The organism is Erythrobacter sp. (genome assembly GCF_035194505.1).
Taxonomy (GTDB): Bacteria; Pseudomonadota; Alphaproteobacteria; order Sphingomonadales; family Sphingomonadaceae; genus Erythrobacter.
Genome location: NZ_CP136573.1, coordinates 2,866,104 through 2,881,935, shown reverse-complemented (window position 1 = coordinate 2,881,935; position 15,832 = coordinate 2,866,104). Strand labels below are relative to the sequence as shown.

The following is a 15,832-nucleotide window of genomic DNA, read 5'->3' as shown; positions in this document are numbered from 1 at the left end:
CCTGATGCGGCGCGGGGCAAGCCAGCCCTGCCCTGTCACGTGAGGCTCAGCTCCGCCTCGACCACTGTCCCTTCCGCGATTTTCTCGGCCTTGCGCACCGCGGCCTTGAGAGGGAGCAGCCAGCCACCCGCCTGTTTGGAGGGGAACAGCGAGGTGCGCCATGTGGTGGAGCCGATCGTCACCGCGACATAGACCGAGCCCCAGGCCGCCGCGTTCACCGCCGCGCCGCGGATCGCCTGCGCAGTCTCGCCATCGATGGTGAGGAAATACCAGCTTCCCTTGGCGGGCGCGCCGTCGCTGCCCTGCCACAGCCATACGGGGCCGCGCACTACCCAAGGGCCAGCCGCGCTGCCTTCGGGCGCATGGCCCAATTCGTCGCGCAGGAACCGGGCGAGGTCAGCATCCATCGGCTGCCCCGCCCGCCTGAAATCAATCTTCCGGAGCGATGGTGACGTGCAGGCCGTCAAGCTCGGCGGTGAAGGGAATCTGGCACGACAGGCGGCTCGTGGCGCCACGGTGATCGGAGGATTCGAGCAGATCGTCCTCGTCTTCGCTGATCTTGGGCAGCTTGTCGGCGAAGGCCGGATCGACATGGATGTGGCAGGTCGCGCACGAACAGCAGCCGCCGCACAGCGCCAGCAGTTCGTCAAAGCCGTTGTCGCGGATCGCTTCCATCACGGTGAGGCCTTCGCTGACCTCGATCTCGCTGGTGGCGCCTTCGCGGTTGGTGACGACCAGTCTGGGCATGGATAGGGCTTCCTTTTCGGCTATTGCGCGCAAGAACAGGCGCTGTGAGAGGTTCGCTCGCGCTGCTAAGGCAGTCTGGCGACCAGTGCAAGTTAAGGAAAGTGCGAGTGGGGCTGACAGGCGAAAAATTGCGGGCAGACCTTGATGCACTCGGCGCGCGCGAGCCGCGTCTGGCGCAGGAAATCGCGCGCATCGGCTATCCCGAACCGCGCATCCGTGAGCGCGGCACCACCACCTTGCTACGCACCATCGTCGGCCAGCAGGTCTCGGTCGCGGCAGCGGCTTCGATGTGGGGGAAGCTGGAGGCCGAACTCGGCCCCGACTTCACCCCTGCCTGCCTTCTGGCGCGCGATTTCGAGACCCTGCGCGCCTGCGGCCTCTCGCGCCAGAAACAGGGCTATGCGCGGTCCTTGTGCGAATTGGTCGAGGCCGGAGAGGTCGATTTCGACAACCTGCCTGCGGACGACGAGGAAGCCATTGCCCTCCTCACCCGCATCAAGGGCATCGGGCGCTGGTCGGCCGAAATCTACCTCCTCTTCGCCGAAGGCCGCGCCGATATCTGGCCCGCGGGCGATCTCGCCGTGCAGGAAGGGGTGAAGCGCCTGCTCGATATGCCCGAACGCCCGGCGGAAAAAGCCACCCGCGCTCTGGCGCAAGACTGGTCCCCCCAGCGCGGGGCGATGGCGATCTTCACCTGGCACTTCTACGCCAACCCGGCGCTCTAGGCGCAAAATTTCGTCGCCCCGTGCTTGACACGGGGCTTGGCTAACCTTCTTCAAGCGGCGAAGCGAACCATCGCTGCCACAGATCGTCCCAGTCGGGATTCTCGGCCTCAATCAGCGCAAATTTCCATTCGCGCCGCCATTTCTTGACGAGCTTTTCGCGGGCGATCGCCTGTTCGATCTCTTCATGGCGCTCGACATAGACGAGCCGCGTCTTTCCGAAGTCCGCGACATGGCGTGAGCCTGTGCCTTCACGGTGCTGGTACACACGGGACAGGGCATTGGCCGTCACGCCAACATACATGCCGCCCCGATAGCGGTTTGCCATGATGTAGACCCAGCCGCCCTTCGCCATTCGCCGAGTATTGCGGCAATGGGGAAGAAAGAAAAGCCAAGCCCCGTGTCAGGCACGGGGCGACGGCTCGGGGAAGGCTTGCAGCCCCGCGCATGGTGTCTTACCTGTCCAACACAGGAGAGACCATGACCGCACAATCCGACACAACCCCGCTGATCCCGCGCGCTGCGCTTTTCGGCAATCCTGTCCGCATGCAGGGGCTGATCAGCCCAGATGGGCAGTGGCTCAGCTGGATCGCGCCCAAGGACGGCGTGCTCAACATCTGGATCGCGCCCGCTGCCGATCCCGAGGCCGCCCGCGCCGTGACCAGTGCCACGACACGCCCGATCCGCCAGCACTTCTGGGCGCCAGATGCCAGCGCTGTGATGTATATTCAGGACAAGGGCGGGGACGAGAACTTCCTGCTCTACCGCGTCGACATCGCCAGCGGGGCCGAGACCACCCTCACCCCGTTTGAAAACACCCGCGTCGATCTGGTCGGCGCGTCGAGCACGATCAAGGACCGGCTGCTGCTCGGCCTCAACAACCGCGATCCGCAGTGGCACGATGTCCATATGCTCGATCTGGCCACCGGCGCGCTGGAGCTGGTGATCGAGAACAATGCCTATGCCGGCTTCATGGCGGACGACAATCTGGTGCTGCGCATGGCGATGCGCCAGAACGAGGCGGGCGGGACGGACTATTTCCGGGTGACGGACAATGTGGTGGAAGCCGAGCCGTTCGAAACCTCGGCGATGGAAGATGCGCTCACCACTGCGCCCGCAGGCTACACGGCGGACGGCGCGACGCTCTACTGGATCGACAGCCGCGGGCGCGACACCGCCGCCCTGTTCGCACAGGACACCGCGACCGGCGCAAAGCGCCTGATCGCCGAGGACGAGCGCGCCGATATCACCAGCACCCTGCGCCATCCGGTCACCGGCGAGGTCGAGGCCTATGCGGTCAATTACCTGACCAGGCAGTGGGTCGCGACTGACCCCGGCATCGCCGCCGCGCTGGCATGGCTGGGCGAGCGGCTCGAAGGCGATTTCGGCGTCAACAGCCGCACCGATGACGACACGGTGTGGATCGTCTGGAACGACCCGCTGACCAGGCCGGTGCGCACCTTCATCTATGACCGGGTAACGCAGACGCTGATCCCCTTCTACGTCTCCCGCCCCGATCTTGAAGGCGCGCCGCTCCAGCCGATGCACCCCCTCGAAATCGCCAGCCGCGACGGCCTCACCCTGCCCTGCTACCTCACCTTGCCGCCGGGCAGTGATGCCGATGGCGACGGGCGGCCCGACGCTCCTGTGCCGATGGTGCTGCTGGTCCATGGCGGGCCGTGGGCGCGCGATGCCTATGGCTTCAATTCCGCGCACCAGCTGCTCGCCAATCGCGGCTACGGCGTCCTCAGCGTCAATTTCCGCGGCTCGACCGGGTTCGGCAAGGGCTTCATCAATGCCGGCAACAAGCAGTGGGGCCTCGCGATGCATGACGACCTGATCGACGCGGTCGACTGGGCCGTGGCGCAGGGCATTGCGCAAAAGGACAAGGTCGCGATCATGGGCGGCTCCTATGGCGGCTATGCGACGCTTGCGGGCCTCACCTTCACGTCTGAAGTCTTCGCCTGCGGGGTGGATATCGTCGGGCCGTCGAACCTTGAGACCCTGCTCTCCACCATTCCGCCCTACTGGGCGCCGATGGTGAAGATCTTCCACGAACGCATGGGTGATCCCTCGACCGAAGAGGGCCTTGCCCTGCTGCGCGCGGCGAGCCCGCTCTACAAGGCGGACCAGATCACCAAGCCGCTGCTCATCGCGCAAGGGGCCAATGATCCGCGCGTCAAGCAGTCCGAAAGCGACCAGATCGTGGGCGCGATGCAGGCGGCGGGGATTCCGGTCACCTATGTGCTCTACCCCGATGAGGGCCACGGCTTTGCGCGGCCCGAAAACAGCATCGCCTTCTATGCCATTGCCGAGAACTTCCTTGCCGAATGTCTCGGCGGGCGCGCCGAGCCGCTGGGCGATGCGCTGGCACCGGCGAGTGCGCAGATCATCGAGGGCGCGGGTCATGTGAAAGGTCTGGAAGCCGCGCTCGTCACCTGATTTGCCCTGCTGACAAGCGTGTCAGTCCGCTCTAGATGGGTTGCAAACAGCAATCGGAGAGGGATCACCATGGTAGTCTCAGGGGCAGAACGGCGCAGCATCTTCATCACCGGCGGGGCATCGGGCATCGGCCGCGCTGTCGCCCGCCATTTCGGCGAGCGCGGGTGGTTCGTCGGGATTGCCGACGTCAATGTCGAAGGGATGGAGGACACGCTCGGCCTGATCGAGGGCGGGTTCAAATATATGCACCGCCTCGATGTGCGTGACCGCGCGGCGTGGGACGAGGCGCTCGCGGCCTTCAACACCGCCGCCGGATCGCGGATCGACGTGGTGGTCAACAATGCCGGGATCGGTACCGGAGGCCCGCTGGCCGAGCTCGAGGTCGAAGAGATCGACCGCTGCCTCGACATCAACCTGCGCGGGGTGCTCTACGGCGCGCAGGCGGCCTATCCTTACCTCAAGGCAAGCGCGCCGGGCAGCGCGCTGGTCAATATCGCCAGCGCTGCGGGCCTCACCGGCGGCAGCGGGATGAGCGTCTATTCCGCCACCAAATTCGGCGTGCGCGGGATCGCGGAGAGCCTCGATGCCGAATGGGCGCCCGACGGGATCAAGGTCTCCTCGATCTGCCCGAGCTTCATCGAGACCCCGCTGCTCGACGGCACCGGCAACCGCAAGACCAACGAGAACATCCGCACCCGCGTCACCGCCGCCGGGCTGGAGATCACGCCGGTGGAAGAGGTTGCGCAGGCGGTGTGGAACGCGGTCCACGGAGACGATCTGCATTACCTCGTCGGCAAGACCGCGCGCAGCCTCGCCTTTGCCAAGCGCTGGATGCCCGGCAAGGTGCGCAAGCAGCAGCGCGCTGCGGGGCGGCAGGGATTGCTGGGGCGGTAAGAGTTTTTGTGTCCGCATCGCCTCCGCGATGCGAAATCCTCGCTCACACGCGCTGACGCGCGGGTGTCCCGCCTGCGGCGGTTCAGCTTCGCTTCCGCTGCGGGCGCGCGTTCGCGCTTGCGGCCCGTCCGATGGCGGGCCGAACCAGCGCGATCAGCTGCCGATTATCCCGTCGATCGTCGAAGCGAGCTTGGCATCGCGGGCCGACAATCCGCCGCTTTCGCCCGCATCATGCGTGGTCAGCGTCACTTCGACCCGGTTGTAGACGTTGAACCATTCGGGGTGGTGGTCCTGCGCCTCGGCGAGCAGGGCGACGCGGTTCATGAAGCCCCAGGCTTCGGAGAAATCCTTGAACCGGAAGGTCCGCGCAATCGCCTTGCCCTCGCGCGCCAGCGCCCACGCGGGGTGCGCCGCCAGCAATGCGGTGATTTGGTCAGAGGTGAATTCGGGGACGGACATTGACGGGTTCCTTGTGCGGGTCGCTTGTTTGCGCGCCGCCTTTTCCCTAACGCTGGCCGCCGATGCAAGCCTCGCTGCCGTCCCTTGTTGCTGACAACCTCGCCTGCCGCCGCGGCGAGCGGCTGCTGTTCCGGCGGCTGTCGTTCCGGCTGGAGGCGGGCGCGGCGTGCCATGTGACGGGCGCGAATGGCGCGGGCAAGACGACGCTGATCCGCGCGCTGGCGGGCCTCACCACGCCCTATGCCGGCAGCGTCAACCGCGAGGGCGCGCTCGCGCTGCTGGACGAGCGCACCGGGCTCGACCCCGCCCTGCCGCTGGGCAAGGCACTGGCCTTCTGGTTCGCGCTCGACGGGGCGGAGACAAGCTCCGCGATCATGGAGCGCCTGCGCCTCGATGCGCTGGCCGAAGTGCCGGTGCGCTATCTTTCGACGGGCCAGAAAAAGCGCGCAGCCCTCGCCCGCGTGATCGGACAGGCCGCCCCCGTCTGGCTGCTCGACGAGCCGGTCTCTGGCCTCGATGCCGCCTCGCAAAGCCTCGTCAGCACGCTGGTGCGCGAACATTGCGCGGGCGGCGGGATCGCGCTGATCGCCTCGCACCAGGCGCTCGATGTGCCGGGCATGACGAGCTTTGCGATCGAGGACTTTGCCCCTGCGGGAGAGGACGCATGATCGCCGCCCTGCTCCGCCGTGACCTCGCGCAGTTCTTCCCCTTCACCGGCAGCGGCGCGGCCCTGCCCGTGGTGTTCTTCGTCGCGGTCGCCATGCTGTTCCCCTTCGCGGTCGGGCCGGATGCGAACCTGATGCTCAAGACCGGCGGCGGGGTGGTGTGGATCGCGGCGCTGCTGGCGGCGATCCTGCCGCTCGAAAAGCTGGTGGCGCGCGACATCGAACTCGGCTTCTTCGACCAGCTGCGCCTGCGCGGGATGACGGAAGAGGCGATGATGGCGGTGCGCCTTATCGCCCACTGGCTGAGCTTCGGCCCGCCGCTGCTGCTGGCGACCTTCCCCGCCGCCGCGCTGCTCAAGATCGAGGGCGAGACCTTCGATATCCTGCTGCTCGGCCTTGTCGCAGGCACGCCGGGGCTTGCGGCCATCGGGCTGATGATCGCCGCGCTCACCGCAAGCTTGCGCGCAGGCGCGGCGCTTTCGGGCCTGCTGCTGATCCCGCTCGCGCTCCCGATCCTGATCTTCGGCGCAGGCGCGCTGGCCCGTCAGGACGTCGCGAGCCTAGGCTTCGTCGGCGCGATCAGTCTCGCGCTGGTGGCAATCGCGCCCTTCGCCGCAGGGGCAGCGATCAGGGCTGCTCGGGAGAACTGATCATGCACAAGCAAGCCCGGCGGTTGGCAATGGCGGCAGTGGCGGCAATGGTTGCGGCCGGAGCCACGCCATTACCCCTAACCCGCCCGGCCGCCGCACAGGACTCGGCTGCGACAGCCGAGCGCGATCTCTATCTCGAATGCACCGCCGTGAGCGGGGATTACGCCAGCATGACCCTTGCCATCAACGCTGAGCGCCGGCTCGCGTACGGCAGGCCGCATAACCACCCAAGGGGGAGGACGAGCTTCGGGGTCAGATACGAGACCGATGCGATCTGGCTTTATCGGAACCGATTGTCAAACGGTTGGCCTAAGGTCAACAGCTCGATTGATCGAAAGAGTCTGGTGCTCACCCATTGGCTGACCGCAAATGCAGAATCGCAGGAACGCGAGGTGATCGGCACCGCCCAATGTCGCGAAATCGAGCCTGTGCCGGGCTTGATGCCGTTCGAGAGGCGCAGCGATCAGGGCGGCGCGGGAGGGGCGTCTCCCCGGCCTTGAGCCGGGGGCCCGCTATTTTTCGCAGCCGGGAAGGAAGCTGGATCCCGGATCAAGTCCGGGATGACGAAAAGGGGGGCAAGGGCGCCAAAGCGCTCCGGCGCCCGCCCGCAGCGGGGGCAGCTTGCTGCAGTTCTGGCGAGGATCGCGCGCCCGGAGGGGCGTGCAAAAACCTAAACGTAAGGCGGGCAGTCCCGACCCGTCGGGCTTTTCGTGAAGATCTCGTTGCCCGTTTCGGTGATCGCGATCGAATGCTCGAACTGGGCGCTCAGCGATTTGTCGCGCGTCACTGCGGTCCAGCCGTCGCCGAGCACCTTGGCCCAGGGCTTGCCGAGGTTGATCATCGGCTCGATGGTGAAGAACATGCCCGGCTTCAGCTCCGGCCCCGTCCCGGCCTTGGCGGCGTGGACCACTTCGGGGGCGTCGTGGAACAGGCGGCCGAGGCCGTGGCCGCAGAACTCGCGCACCACGCCGTAACGGAACTGGTTGGCATGGGCCTCGATCGCCGCGCCGATATCGCCCAGCCGCGCGCCCGGCTGCGCCGCCGCGATGCCGAGCATCAGGCATTCATAGGTCACCTCGACCAGCTTCCTCGCCTTCAGCGAGGGCTCGCCCGCGTAGAACATGCGGCTGGTATCGCCGTGCCAGCCGTCCACCAGCGGGGTCACGTCGATGTTGAGGATGTCGCCATCCTTCAGCACCTTGTCGCCCGGAATGCCGTGGCAGATCACATGGTTGATCGAGATGCAGCAGCTATGCGCATAGCCGCGGTAGCCGAGCGTTGCGGGGATCGCGCCCGCATCCAGCATCATGCCGCGCACCGCATCGTCGATGGCCCCGGTGGTGACGCCGGGCTTCACCAGCTCCACGCAGGCATCGAGGATCTCGGCGGCAAGGCGGCCTGCCTTGCGCATGCCTTCAAAGCCCTCAGCCGTGTGGAGCTTGATGGTGCCGTCGCGGTAGACGGTCTGATCGCCGTCAACGAGTTGGTATTCGTGCATGGCCCCCACATAGCGAGGGCCAGCGCAAATTGCTACTTCGCCCTTGCGAAGGCGGCGGCATATTCGGGTTTGACCGCGGCGAGCACCTTGGCGGTGACGGGCAGGGTCACCTCATATTGCCCCTCGGCATAGGAGCCCGCCACGTAAGGCGCGGCGATCAGGCCGATGCGGTTGAAGCGGCGCCTGTTCGACGAGCCGAGCAGCACCGCGAGATCGGCAATCGGCGGGCAGGGGAAAATCCCGTCATCCTCGATCACCTGGCTGGTCTCGGCGCCCATGCGCTTGATCCGCTCGGCCTTCAGCCCCTTGCACCATTCCGCCCCCAGCGCATCCTGCAAGGCGGCGGGGGAGCGGAACAGGTCTTCGGGCATGATCGCGGCCATGGCCTGCCGGTCCCACAGCAGCGCATCGGTGTAGTAATTGCCGTGGGCGCCGCCCGTGTATTCATAAACCTCGACCGAGAGCGAGAGGAAGCGCGGCAGGTTGGTCACCACCTTCCAGGTCTTCTGGAAATCGCGGATCGTGCAGCCGCCGCAATCCTCGCCCGCGAATTCCTTGAGCGAGGTCTGCCATTCGCTTTTCTGCTCGGCCAGCAGCCGCTCGCGCTCGGCGGCGAGTTGTGCGGCAAGCGCGGGGATGGCCGAGACCGCAGCCGGCCAGCGATAGACGAAGTCGCGGGTGGCATTGCCCGTGCCCTCGTGCTCGACAAGCTGCGATCTCAGATCGGGTTTGGGTGCGGCTTGACCCGCAGTTGGCACTGACTGGGCGAGCGCCGCGCCCGGAGCGACGCAGGCCAGAACGGCGGCCATGATCGCCGCCAGACCCCTGCCAGACCCCCCGTAGCCCCGCTTTGATGGCCGGTTGGCATTGCGCGGCGAATGTTTCACGTGAAACATTTCCAGAACACCCATTTCCCTTTTCCCTTGCGTCCGAATCTGCTGGCGACAACCCCGTGCCCGTGATTATGGAACAGGCATGAGCGAAGCCAAAGCACTGATCCAGCCCGATCGCGGAACCGACGCGATTGCCATCCACCTCGTCAACAAGGACGGCTTCGAGGCCTTCGCCAAGGGCCTCTCGGCAGGCCAACGCGCCGCGCTTGCCGCGCAGAAATTCGAGGGCGGCACCTTCCAGACCGGCATCGTGCCCGATGGTGACAGCTGGTTCGCTGTCGGCGGCGTGGCGAACCCGGAAAGCCTGACGAGCTGGTGTCTGGCCAAGCTCGCCGAGGACCTGCCCGAGGGCACCTATCGCCTCGCCAAAGGGGAAGCCGGCCCCGCGATGTTCGGCTGGATCACCGGACAATACCGCTTCACCCGCTACAAGAGCGAGGACAAAGCCCAAGGCCCCCGCGTGCTGCTGACCGCGCAGGTCGGCCAGATCGACGCGCTCACCGCCGAGGCGCAGGCCGAATGTGCGCTTCGCGATCTCGTCAACATGCCCGCCGAGGACTTGGGGCCCGCCGCGCTCGAAGCCGAGTTCGAGAAGCTCGCCAAGGCGCACAAGGCCGATCTCACCGTGGTGCGCGGGGATGCGCTGGAACAGGGCTATCCGATGGTCCATGCGGTCGGGCGCGCGGCGGCGCGGCACCATGCCCCGCGGCTGATGCACCTCGCCTGGGGCGATCCGTCGCACCCGGTGCTGGCGGTGGTCGGCAAGGGGGTGTGCTTCGATAGCGGCGGGCTCGATATCAAGCCTTCCTCCGGCATGCGGCTGATGAAGAAGGACATGGGCGGCGCAGCCCATGCGATTGCGCTTGCGGGCCTCATCATGGGGGCGCGGCTGAAGGTGCGGCTCCATGTGCTGGTGCCCGCGGTGGAGAACGCGATTTCGGGCGGGGCTTTCCGGCCGGGCGATGTGCTCGCCAGCCGCAAGGGGCTGACGATCGAGATCCACAACACCGATGCCGAAGGGCGGCTGATCCTCGGCGATGCGCTGACCCGCGCTTCGGAGGAGAACCCCGATCTGATCGTCGATTTCGCCACGCTTACGGGCGCTGCGCGGGTGGCGCTGGGGCCGGATCTGCCGGCGCTGATGGCGCGCTCCGATGCGACCGCCGAGGCCTTCCTCGCCGCCGGCCGCGCGCAGGATGATCCCGCTTGGCGCCTGCCCCTGCCCGAAGGGTACCGCGAATATCTCGCCTCGGACGTCGCTGACATGGCCAATGCCTCGGCCAATCCCTTTGCCGGCGCGAGTGTTGCGGGACTGTTCCTCGATCGCTTCGTGGGCGAGGGGATCGACTGGGTGCATTTCGATACCTTCGCGTGGAACCCCTCGCCCCGTCCGGGCCGTGCCCGCGGCGGCCGGGGGCTGGGCCTGCGCGCGTCATGGCACGCGATCCGCGCCCGATATGGCGCCTGACCTTGCCCCGCGCGCCGCTTGGCGCTAACGGGCCTGCCACGCTGGCGCAGGGGAGAGCGCGGGCGCAGACGAGAAAGCTGACGGAACGCAGATGAGCGGCATGGCGCCCGACCAAGTGATGTATCAGGTGCCCGAGGGCGTGCTGGGTCTCAAGGGCCCGGTGGAAAAGCCTGCGCCCGGCACTCTGCCCCTGCGCGGCGATCTGGCGCATATTGCGCTCGCCGGTAGCCATCTCGCGGCCCATTATGTGATCCCCCATGTCCACGCGGTGGGCGATGCGGGCGCTGGCCTCAGGCTCAACCCCCGCGGCGATGCCGAAGTATTTGTCACCCTTGCCGCCGGAAGCCGGTTCGAACTGCTCGATGTGGCAGGCGAATGGGTGTGGGGCTGCCCCGGGCCGCAGGGGCCGAGCGGCTGGTGCAAGGCGAGCGAACTCGCCGCACCCGAGGCCTGATCCATGCCGACCCGCCTGTTCATCGACGGGGCTGCGGGCACCACGGGTCTGGAAATCCGCGAACGGCTGGAAGGCCGCAGCGAGTTTGATCTCATCATCCTCGATGATGCCCAGCGCAAGAGCGAGGCCGCGCGCCGCGACGCGCTCCATGCAGCCGACATCGCGATCCTGTGCCTGCCCGATGACGCCGCGAAAGAGGCCGTGGCGCTCGCGGAAGGCTCCGCCACCCGCTTCATCGACGCCTCCTCCGCCCACCGCGTGGCAGGCGGCTGGGCCTATGGCTTCCCCGAGCTGGTGGGCCGCGAGACCATCGCCAATGCCCGTTTCGTGAGCAATCCGGGGTGCTACCCCACGGGCTTCCTCGGCCTTGTCGCCCCGCTGGTGCGCGCGGGCCTGCTGCCTGCCGATTGGCCCTACACCGTCAATGCGGTGAGCGGCTATTCGGGCGGGGGCAACGCCCTGATCGACCGCTTTGCGCGCGAGCCCGACATCGCCTTTCGCGCCTATGGCCTCGGCCTTGGTCACAAGCATCTGCCCGAAATGCAGGCCTATGCGGGCCTTGCCCATGCGCCGGTGTTCTCGCCCGCGGTGGTGCCGGCGCATCGCGGCATGGTGGTCGATGTACCGCTGCCGCTCGCCGCGATGGGGGCGACGGTGAGCCTTGCCGCCATGCGCGAATGTCTCGCCGCGTTCTATGCAGGCAGCAGCGTCGTCACCTGCGCCGAGAGCGTGCCGGACGAATTGCTGCTGCGTCAGGGCGCGCCCGCCAGCGACGGGATGGAACTGTTCATCACCGGATCGGCCGATGGCGCGCAAGCCCGTCTGCTCGCGGTGCTCGACAACCTCGGCAAGGGCGCTTCGGGGGCTGCGATCCAGAACCTCAACATCATGTGCGGCCTCAGCGAGACTACGGGCCTTCGCCTATAGTCGCGGCGCAGTTGCTTAAAATTTAGGCAAGGTCCGTCCATGCACTGTGCACCATTGCGCGGTGCACCATAATCTTGCTACCGGCGCTGGCACGGCGAAAGACATCCCCTGTCGGGAATCCCCTGACAGCAAGGATTGTTCAGGACACCGCCGGATGGCCTTGGCACGATTCTTGTAAGGATTTGGTCAGGAATCCGGTCAGCCGCGGATAGGAACGACGTGAAAAAGATCGAAGCGATCATCAAGCCCTTCAAGCTCGACGAGGTGAAGGAAGCCCTCCACGAAATCGGCGTGTCGGGCATCACCGTCACCGAAGCCAAGGGTTTCGGCCGCCAGAAGGGCCATACCGAGCTCTATCGCGGCGCCGAATATGTCGTCGACTTCCTGCCCAAGGTGAAGCTCGAAGTGGTCGTCGCCGACGATCAGGCCGCGCGCGTGGTCGAGGCGATTGCCGCTGCCGCGCAGACCGGGCGCATCGGCGACGGCAAGATCTTCGTCAGCGCAATCGAAAGCGCGCTGCGCATCCGCACCGGCGAGACCGACGAAGACGCCATCTGATTTTCCACCCTCTCCGGCCCGCCACGGTGGCGGGCAGGTCCACCACACACGCAACCACAATTCGGAGGCACCAAACAAATGTCGAAAGCAAAAGACGTCCTGAAGCTGATCAAGGACGAGGAAATCGAGTGGGTGGACCTGCGCTTCACTGACCCCAAGGGCAAGTGGCAGCACCTCACCATGGTCGCAGGCGTCATGGGCGAAGACGAGCTCGAAGACGGGTTGATGTTCGACGGTTCGTCGATCGCCGGCTGGAAGGCGATCAACGAGAGCGACATGATCCTCAAGCCCGATCTCACCGAGACCTGGATCGATCCGTTCAGCGCCACCCCGATGCTGATCATCAACTGCGACATCGTCGAGCCGTCGACCGGCGACTGGTACAGCCGCGACCCGCGCACCACCGCCAAGCGCGCCGAAGCCTACCTCAAGTCGACCGGCCTGGGCGACACCGTCTATGTCGGCCCGGAAGCCGAGTTCTTCATGTTCGACGACGTGCGCTTCGAGGACGGCTATGCCGGCTCGGGCTTCTCGATCGACGACATCGAACTGCCGACCAACACCGCCAAGGAATATGACGCGGGCAACATGGGCCACCGCCCGCGTGCCAAGGGCGGCTACTTCCCCGTCGCGCCGGTCGACAGCGCGGTCGACATCCGCGGCGAGATGGTCACCACCATGCTCGAAATGGGCCTGCCCTGCGACAAGCACCACCACGAAGTCGCCGCCGCCCAGCACGAGCTGGGCCTGACCTTCGGCACCCTCGTGCAGACCGCCGACCGCATGCAGATCTACAAGTATGTCGTGCACCAGGTCGCCCATGCCTATGGCAAGACCGCGACCTTCATGCCCAAGCCGATCAAGGCTGATAACGGCTCGGGCATGCACACCCACATGTCGATCTGGAAGGAAGGCAAGCCGCTGTTCGCGGGCAATGAATATGCCGGCCTGTCGGAAATGTGCCTCTACTACATCGGCGGCGTCATCAAGCACGCCAAGGCCCTGAACGCCTTCACCAACCCGACCACCAACAGCTACAAGCGTCTGGTGCCGGGCTTTGAAGCACCGGTGCTGCTGGCCTATTCGGCCCGCAACCGTTCGGCCTCGTGCCGCATCCCCTATGGTGCGGGCGAAAAGGCCAAGCGCGTCGAGTTCCGCTTCCCCGATGCACTCGCCAACCCCTACCTCGCCTATTCGGCGCTGCTGATGGCGGGTCTCGACGGGATCGAGAACAAGATTCACCCGGGCGAGGCGATGGACAAGAACCTCTACGATCTGCCGCCGGCCGAACTCGCCGAAGTGCCGACCGTGTGCGGTTCGCTCCGCGAGGCGCTGGACTCGCTGGCTGCTGACCACGACTTCCTGCTCAAGGGCGACGTGTTCACCAAGGACCAGATCGAAGCCTACATGGAACTGAAGTGGGAAGAGGTGATCCGCACCGAAACCACCCCGTGCCCGGTCGAATTCGACATGTACTACTCGATGTAATCCGGCCCGGATTTCATCCAGTCACAAGAAAGGCCCGGAAGGTTCGTCCTTCCGGGCCTTTCGTTTGCCCCCGACCCTATTTGCCCGAGGTCATCACCGAGCCGATCCTGAGGTAGCGCTGGATCACCTCGCGCTGGTGGCCGGGATCGGCCCCCATGCAGGCGAACAGCAGATAGCCGATCTGCGAGGGCATCAGCGTCCAGGTCGCGCGGATGCCGTTGTCCGAGCGCGAATCCCACGCCAGCAGCTTGAGCGGGACGGCGCTACGCTGTCCGGCCGAATCGAGCACGAGGCTCTCGCGGTGCTCGATCGCGAAGCCCGCACCGGTGATGGCGCTGTCGAACTTGGGATAGAGCGTATCGAGCTCGGCCTGGATCTGCGTGATCGGGAACTTGGCGAGGCTGGCCTCCTTCACCTTGATCGCAAAGCAGGTGGTCGGGATCGTCCCGGCGGGGAAGGAGAACTGTCGCATCTCCCCTTCAAGCGCGGTGGTGCCGCCATCGGGCATCATGAAGCGATACCAGCCGAGCTCGTCAGCGAACACCACGCCGCCGGTCGCAGCGTTGTCGGGATCGGGCCGCAGCTGGCCGCGCTCGGGTGCGGGGATGATGAGCCCGCCGAAGCTATCGGTCGTGGCGGCTGCCTGCGGTGCGCGGGTGGCACCGGCAAGCGGATTGGCGTTCTGCGCCCCTGCGGGCACGGCGAGCGCGATCAGCGCTGCAGCGAGCGGGGCAACCCCAAGGCTAGGCCGGACGATTGGCATTGATCACCCCCATGTAAAGCCCGTGCGTGGCGCGCGCGGCGTCGAGCACAGCATTCTGCAGCAGCGCCGGATCGACGCGGTATTGGTAGTTCGAATAATTATAGCCCAGCGTCGGGCGGCTGGGGGCGGCCATGTTCGGCTCGGTCCACCAGGCGTTGGAGCGGATATAGGCGTTCCATTCCTCGATCTGGGCATTGTTGTTGAAGTTTCTGGTCTGCACCAGCTCCCCTGCCTGCCCGACCGCGACCCGGTCTTCGAGGATCAGCCGCCCGCCCTCGCCTGCCAGCGCGATCTTGGCGTGGTAGAAATTGAAGTGGGTGAACAGCGGCACCATGAACAGCCCCGGCTGGATGCCGACATTCGCGCCCCCGCCATAAACCCGGTGCCCGCTGCCGGTGAGCGCGGCGAAGTCCATCGCCAGACTGGGGATCATCACCAGACACTTGAGCGCGGCCGACATGGAATTGAGCGCCCGGGCATTGCCGAGGTTGAACGGCGAGCGATCGGACAGCGGCGCTTCAGGCCCGACGGTAAGCAGCGGCAGATATTCCGGGCTGACCACCGCAACCGTGCGCGAATCCGCAAACGGCTTCTTGATGAAGGGATCGGGCGTCGGATCGAGCTTCTTGAAGCCCTCGCTTGCGCTGATCTCGTCCCAGCCGAGCACGGTGGGCCCGTGGCGCGCAGCCGCTCGATGAAGTCGCTGAAGGCAAGGTGCGCCAGCTGGCGCATCAGGCCTGCATCCACCCCGACGAGATCGGCGGTGAGATCGACCGTGGTCGTGCCGGACCCGCCGCTTGCACCCATGCCGTTGCGCATCACCAGACCGAACCGGTAGGACGGCACGGCAATGCGCTCGGTCCGCGCCAGCACCTTGGCCATCACCTGATGGTAGTTCTTGAGGCTCATGGAAGTGAGCGGCACCATGCCACCGGCCGCCTGCGCCGGGCTGGCCGAAAAACCGCCTGCCGCCAGCGCTCCCATCACGCCCATGCCGCCATGCAGCACCGAACGCCGATCCCAGTCATGTCCGCTCATTTGGCTCTCCCCAAAAGCAAATGCGCGACCCGGTTATCTATGTGCCTGCAAGACTACCAATCCACGCATCTTCCTGCAAGTTCGCGCCCCGGAGATGCGCGTGGAACCGGCTGGGAAACGGGAACAATTCGCAGCTGTTGAATGTTGCCAATTTTCGAATTGCCTT

Annotated in this window: 19 protein-coding genes; 11 read left to right on the top strand and 8 right to left on the bottom strand. The window is 66.1% G+C overall.

What is annotated here, in order from left to right; genetic code table 11:
* Positions 1 to 35 precede the first annotated feature (35 nt).
* Together RSE14_RS13895 and RSE14_RS13890 are read right to left on the bottom strand one after the other, a co-directional pair.
* Positions 36 to 407, bottom strand: coding sequence for a DUF1905 domain-containing protein (locus RSE14_RS13895; RefSeq protein ID WP_324074637.1), 372 nt, complete (start codon positions 405 to 407; stop codon positions 36 to 38).
* A gap of 22 nt (positions 408 to 429) precedes the next feature.
* The gene (locus RSE14_RS13890; protein ID WP_324074635.1) at positions 430 to 747 is read right to left on the bottom strand and encodes a 2Fe-2S iron-sulfur cluster-binding family protein; all 318 of its coding nucleotides are present in this window, start codon (positions 745 to 747) and stop codon (positions 430 to 432) included.
* 107 nt (positions 748 to 854) lie between these two features.
* On the opposite strand from RSE14_RS13890, the gene RSE14_RS13885 reads away from it, so the two are divergent.
* Positions 855 to 1,472: a DNA-3-methyladenine glycosylase family protein gene (locus RSE14_RS13885; protein ID WP_324074633.1), complete on the top strand. Its 618-nt coding sequence runs from the start codon at positions 855 to 857 to the stop codon at positions 1,470 to 1,472.
* Positions 1,473 to 1,512: 40 nt separating this feature from the next.
* Here RSE14_RS13885 and RSE14_RS13880 read toward each other — a convergent pair whose 3' ends face one another.
* A complete protein-coding gene (locus RSE14_RS13880; RefSeq protein WP_324074631.1) occupies positions 1,513 to 1,824 on the bottom strand; it encodes a GIY-YIG nuclease family protein in 312 nt (103 codons plus the stop codon).
* A 125-nt stretch (positions 1,825 to 1,949) separates the two neighbouring features.
* Between RSE14_RS13880 and RSE14_RS13875 the strand changes: the two genes are divergently transcribed.
* Together RSE14_RS13875 and RSE14_RS13870 are read left to right on the top strand one after the other, a co-directional pair.
* Positions 1,950 to 3,911 (top strand): S9 family peptidase, encoded by a 1,962-nt coding sequence (locus RSE14_RS13875; protein ID WP_324074628.1) that lies wholly within the window; start codon positions 1,950 to 1,952, stop codon positions 3,909 to 3,911.
* Between the two features lie 69 nt (positions 3,912 to 3,980).
* Positions 3,981 to 4,805: an SDR family oxidoreductase gene (locus RSE14_RS13870; RefSeq protein ID WP_324074625.1), complete on the top strand. Its 825-nt coding sequence runs from the start codon at positions 3,981 to 3,983 to the stop codon at positions 4,803 to 4,805.
* A gap of 153 nt (positions 4,806 to 4,958) precedes the next feature.
* Here the strand turns inward: RSE14_RS13870 and RSE14_RS13865 are convergent, their stop codons facing one another.
* Positions 4,959 to 5,264: a 4a-hydroxytetrahydrobiopterin dehydratase gene (locus RSE14_RS13865; protein WP_324074623.1), complete on the bottom strand. Its 306-nt coding sequence runs from the start codon at positions 5,262 to 5,264 to the stop codon at positions 4,959 to 4,961.
* Between the two features lie 62 nt (positions 5,265 to 5,326).
* On the opposite strand from RSE14_RS13865, the gene ccmA reads away from it, so the two are divergent.
* Genes ccmA through RSE14_RS13850 form a run of 3 tightly spaced genes read left to right on the top strand, consistent with a single transcriptional unit; the run spans position 5,327 to position 7,079 of the window.
* Positions 5,327 to 5,932, top strand: coding sequence for a heme ABC exporter ATP-binding protein CcmA (gene ccmA, locus RSE14_RS13860; protein ID WP_324074621.1), 606 nt, complete (start codon positions 5,327 to 5,329; stop codon positions 5,930 to 5,932).
* Positions 5,929 to 6,579 (top strand): heme exporter protein CcmB, encoded by a 651-nt coding sequence (locus tag RSE14_RS13855; protein WP_324074619.1) that lies wholly within the window; start codon positions 5,929 to 5,931, stop codon positions 6,577 to 6,579. Before ccmA ends, RSE14_RS13855 begins: the two co-directional genes overlap by 4 nt.
* A 2-nt stretch (positions 6,580 to 6,581) precedes the next feature.
* Positions 6,582 to 7,079 carry a hypothetical protein gene (locus tag RSE14_RS13850; protein WP_324074617.1) on the top strand — a complete coding sequence of 166 codons (498 nt, stop codon included), beginning with the start codon at positions 6,582 to 6,584 and terminating at the stop codon, positions 7,077 to 7,079.
* A 170-nt stretch (positions 7,080 to 7,249) separates the two neighbouring features.
* On the opposite strand, the gene map is transcribed toward RSE14_RS13850, so the two are convergent.
* Both map and RSE14_RS13840 read right to left on the bottom strand, forming a co-directional pair.
* Positions 7,250 to 8,077 (bottom strand): type I methionyl aminopeptidase, encoded by an 828-nt coding sequence (gene map, locus RSE14_RS13845; RefSeq protein ID WP_324074614.1) that lies wholly within the window; start codon positions 8,075 to 8,077, stop codon positions 7,250 to 7,252.
* A 32-nt stretch (positions 8,078 to 8,109) separates the two neighbouring features.
* The gene (locus RSE14_RS13840; RefSeq protein WP_324074612.1) at positions 8,110 to 8,886 is read right to left on the bottom strand and encodes a DUF4163 domain-containing protein; all 777 of its coding nucleotides are present in this window, start codon (positions 8,884 to 8,886) and stop codon (positions 8,110 to 8,112) included.
* Positions 8,887 to 9,052: 166 nt separating this feature from the next.
* Here RSE14_RS13840 and RSE14_RS13835 point away from each other — a divergent pair, with 166 nt between their 5' ends.
* From RSE14_RS13835 to glnA, 5 genes are all read left to right on the top strand, one after another.
* The gene (locus tag RSE14_RS13835; protein WP_324074610.1) at positions 9,053 to 10,438 is read left to right on the top strand and encodes a leucyl aminopeptidase family protein; all 1,386 of its coding nucleotides are present in this window, start codon (positions 9,053 to 9,055) and stop codon (positions 10,436 to 10,438) included.
* Between the two features lie 100 nt (positions 10,439 to 10,538).
* The gene (locus tag RSE14_RS13830; protein WP_324074608.1) at positions 10,539 to 10,892 is read left to right on the top strand and encodes a hypothetical protein; all 354 of its coding nucleotides are present in this window, start codon (positions 10,539 to 10,541) and stop codon (positions 10,890 to 10,892) included.
* Between the two features lie 3 nt (positions 10,893 to 10,895).
* A complete protein-coding gene (gene argC / locus RSE14_RS13825) occupies positions 10,896 to 11,819 on the top strand; it encodes an N-acetyl-gamma-glutamyl-phosphate reductase (RefSeq protein WP_324074606.1) in 924 nt (307 codons plus the stop codon).
* A gap of 219 nt (positions 11,820 to 12,038) precedes the next feature.
* Entirely contained in the window at positions 12,039 to 12,377 is a 339-nt protein-coding gene (locus tag RSE14_RS13820; RefSeq protein ID WP_324074604.1) for a P-II family nitrogen regulator, read from the top strand.
* Positions 12,378 to 12,455: 78 nt separating this feature from the next.
* Entirely contained in the window at positions 12,456 to 13,865 is a 1,410-nt protein-coding gene (glnA, locus tag RSE14_RS13815; RefSeq protein ID WP_324074602.1) for a type I glutamate--ammonia ligase, read from the top strand.
* Positions 13,866 to 13,941: 76 nt separating this feature from the next.
* Here the strand turns inward: glnA and RSE14_RS13810 are convergent, their stop codons facing one another.
* Positions 13,942 to 14,628 carry a hypothetical protein gene (locus RSE14_RS13810; protein WP_324074600.1) on the bottom strand — a complete coding sequence of 229 codons (687 nt, stop codon included), beginning with the start codon at positions 14,626 to 14,628 and terminating at the stop codon, positions 13,942 to 13,944.
* A complete protein-coding gene (locus RSE14_RS13805; protein ID WP_324074598.1) occupies positions 14,609 to 15,295 on the bottom strand; it encodes a hypothetical protein in 687 nt (228 codons plus the stop codon). Before RSE14_RS13805 ends, RSE14_RS13810 begins: the two co-directional genes overlap by 20 nt.
* Positions 15,296 to 15,832: the final 537 nt, after the last annotated feature.

Coding starts and splice junctions, on each gene's coding strand:
- RSE14_RS13895 (WP_324074637.1), bottom strand. CDS start 407: ATGGATGCTGACCTCGCCCGGTTCCTGCGCGACGAATTGGGCCATGCG.
- RSE14_RS13890 (WP_324074635.1), bottom strand. CDS start 747: ATGCCCAGACTGGTCGTCACCAACCGCGAAGGCGCCACCAGCGAGATC.
- RSE14_RS13880 (WP_324074631.1), bottom strand. CDS start 1,824: ATGGCGAAGGGCGGCTGGGTCTACATCATGGCAAACCGCTATCGGGGC.
- RSE14_RS13875 (WP_324074628.1), top strand. CDS start 1,950: ATGACCGCACAATCCGACACAACCCCGCTGATCCCGCGCGCTGCGCTT.
- RSE14_RS13870 (WP_324074625.1), top strand. CDS start 3,981: ATGGTAGTCTCAGGGGCAGAACGGCGCAGCATCTTCATCACCGGCGGG.
- RSE14_RS13865 (WP_324074623.1), bottom strand. CDS start 5,264: ATGTCCGTCCCCGAATTCACCTCTGACCAAATCACCGCATTGCTGGCG.
- ccmA (WP_324074621.1), top strand. CDS start 5,327: ATGCAAGCCTCGCTGCCGTCCCTTGTTGCTGACAACCTCGCCTGCCGC.
- RSE14_RS13855 (WP_324074619.1), top strand. CDS start 5,929: ATGATCGCCGCCCTGCTCCGCCGTGACCTCGCGCAGTTCTTCCCCTTC.
- RSE14_RS13850 (WP_324074617.1), top strand. CDS start 6,582: ATGCACAAGCAAGCCCGGCGGTTGGCAATGGCGGCAGTGGCGGCAATG.
- map (WP_324074614.1), bottom strand. CDS start 8,077: ATGCACGAATACCAACTCGTTGACGGCGATCAGACCGTCTACCGCGAC.
- RSE14_RS13840 (WP_324074612.1), bottom strand. CDS start 8,886: ATGGCCGCCGTTCTGGCCTGCGTCGCTCCGGGCGCGGCGCTCGCCCAG.
- RSE14_RS13835 (WP_324074610.1), top strand. CDS start 9,053: ATGAGCGAAGCCAAAGCACTGATCCAGCCCGATCGCGGAACCGACGCG.
- RSE14_RS13830 (WP_324074608.1), top strand. CDS start 10,539: ATGGCGCCCGACCAAGTGATGTATCAGGTGCCCGAGGGCGTGCTGGGT.
- argC (WP_324074606.1), top strand. CDS start 10,896: ATGCCGACCCGCCTGTTCATCGACGGGGCTGCGGGCACCACGGGTCTG.
- glnA (WP_324074602.1), top strand. CDS start 12,456: ATGTCGAAAGCAAAAGACGTCCTGAAGCTGATCAAGGACGAGGAAATC.
- RSE14_RS13810 (WP_324074600.1), bottom strand. CDS start 14,628: ATGCCAATCGTCCGGCCTAGCCTTGGGGTTGCCCCGCTCGCTGCAGCG.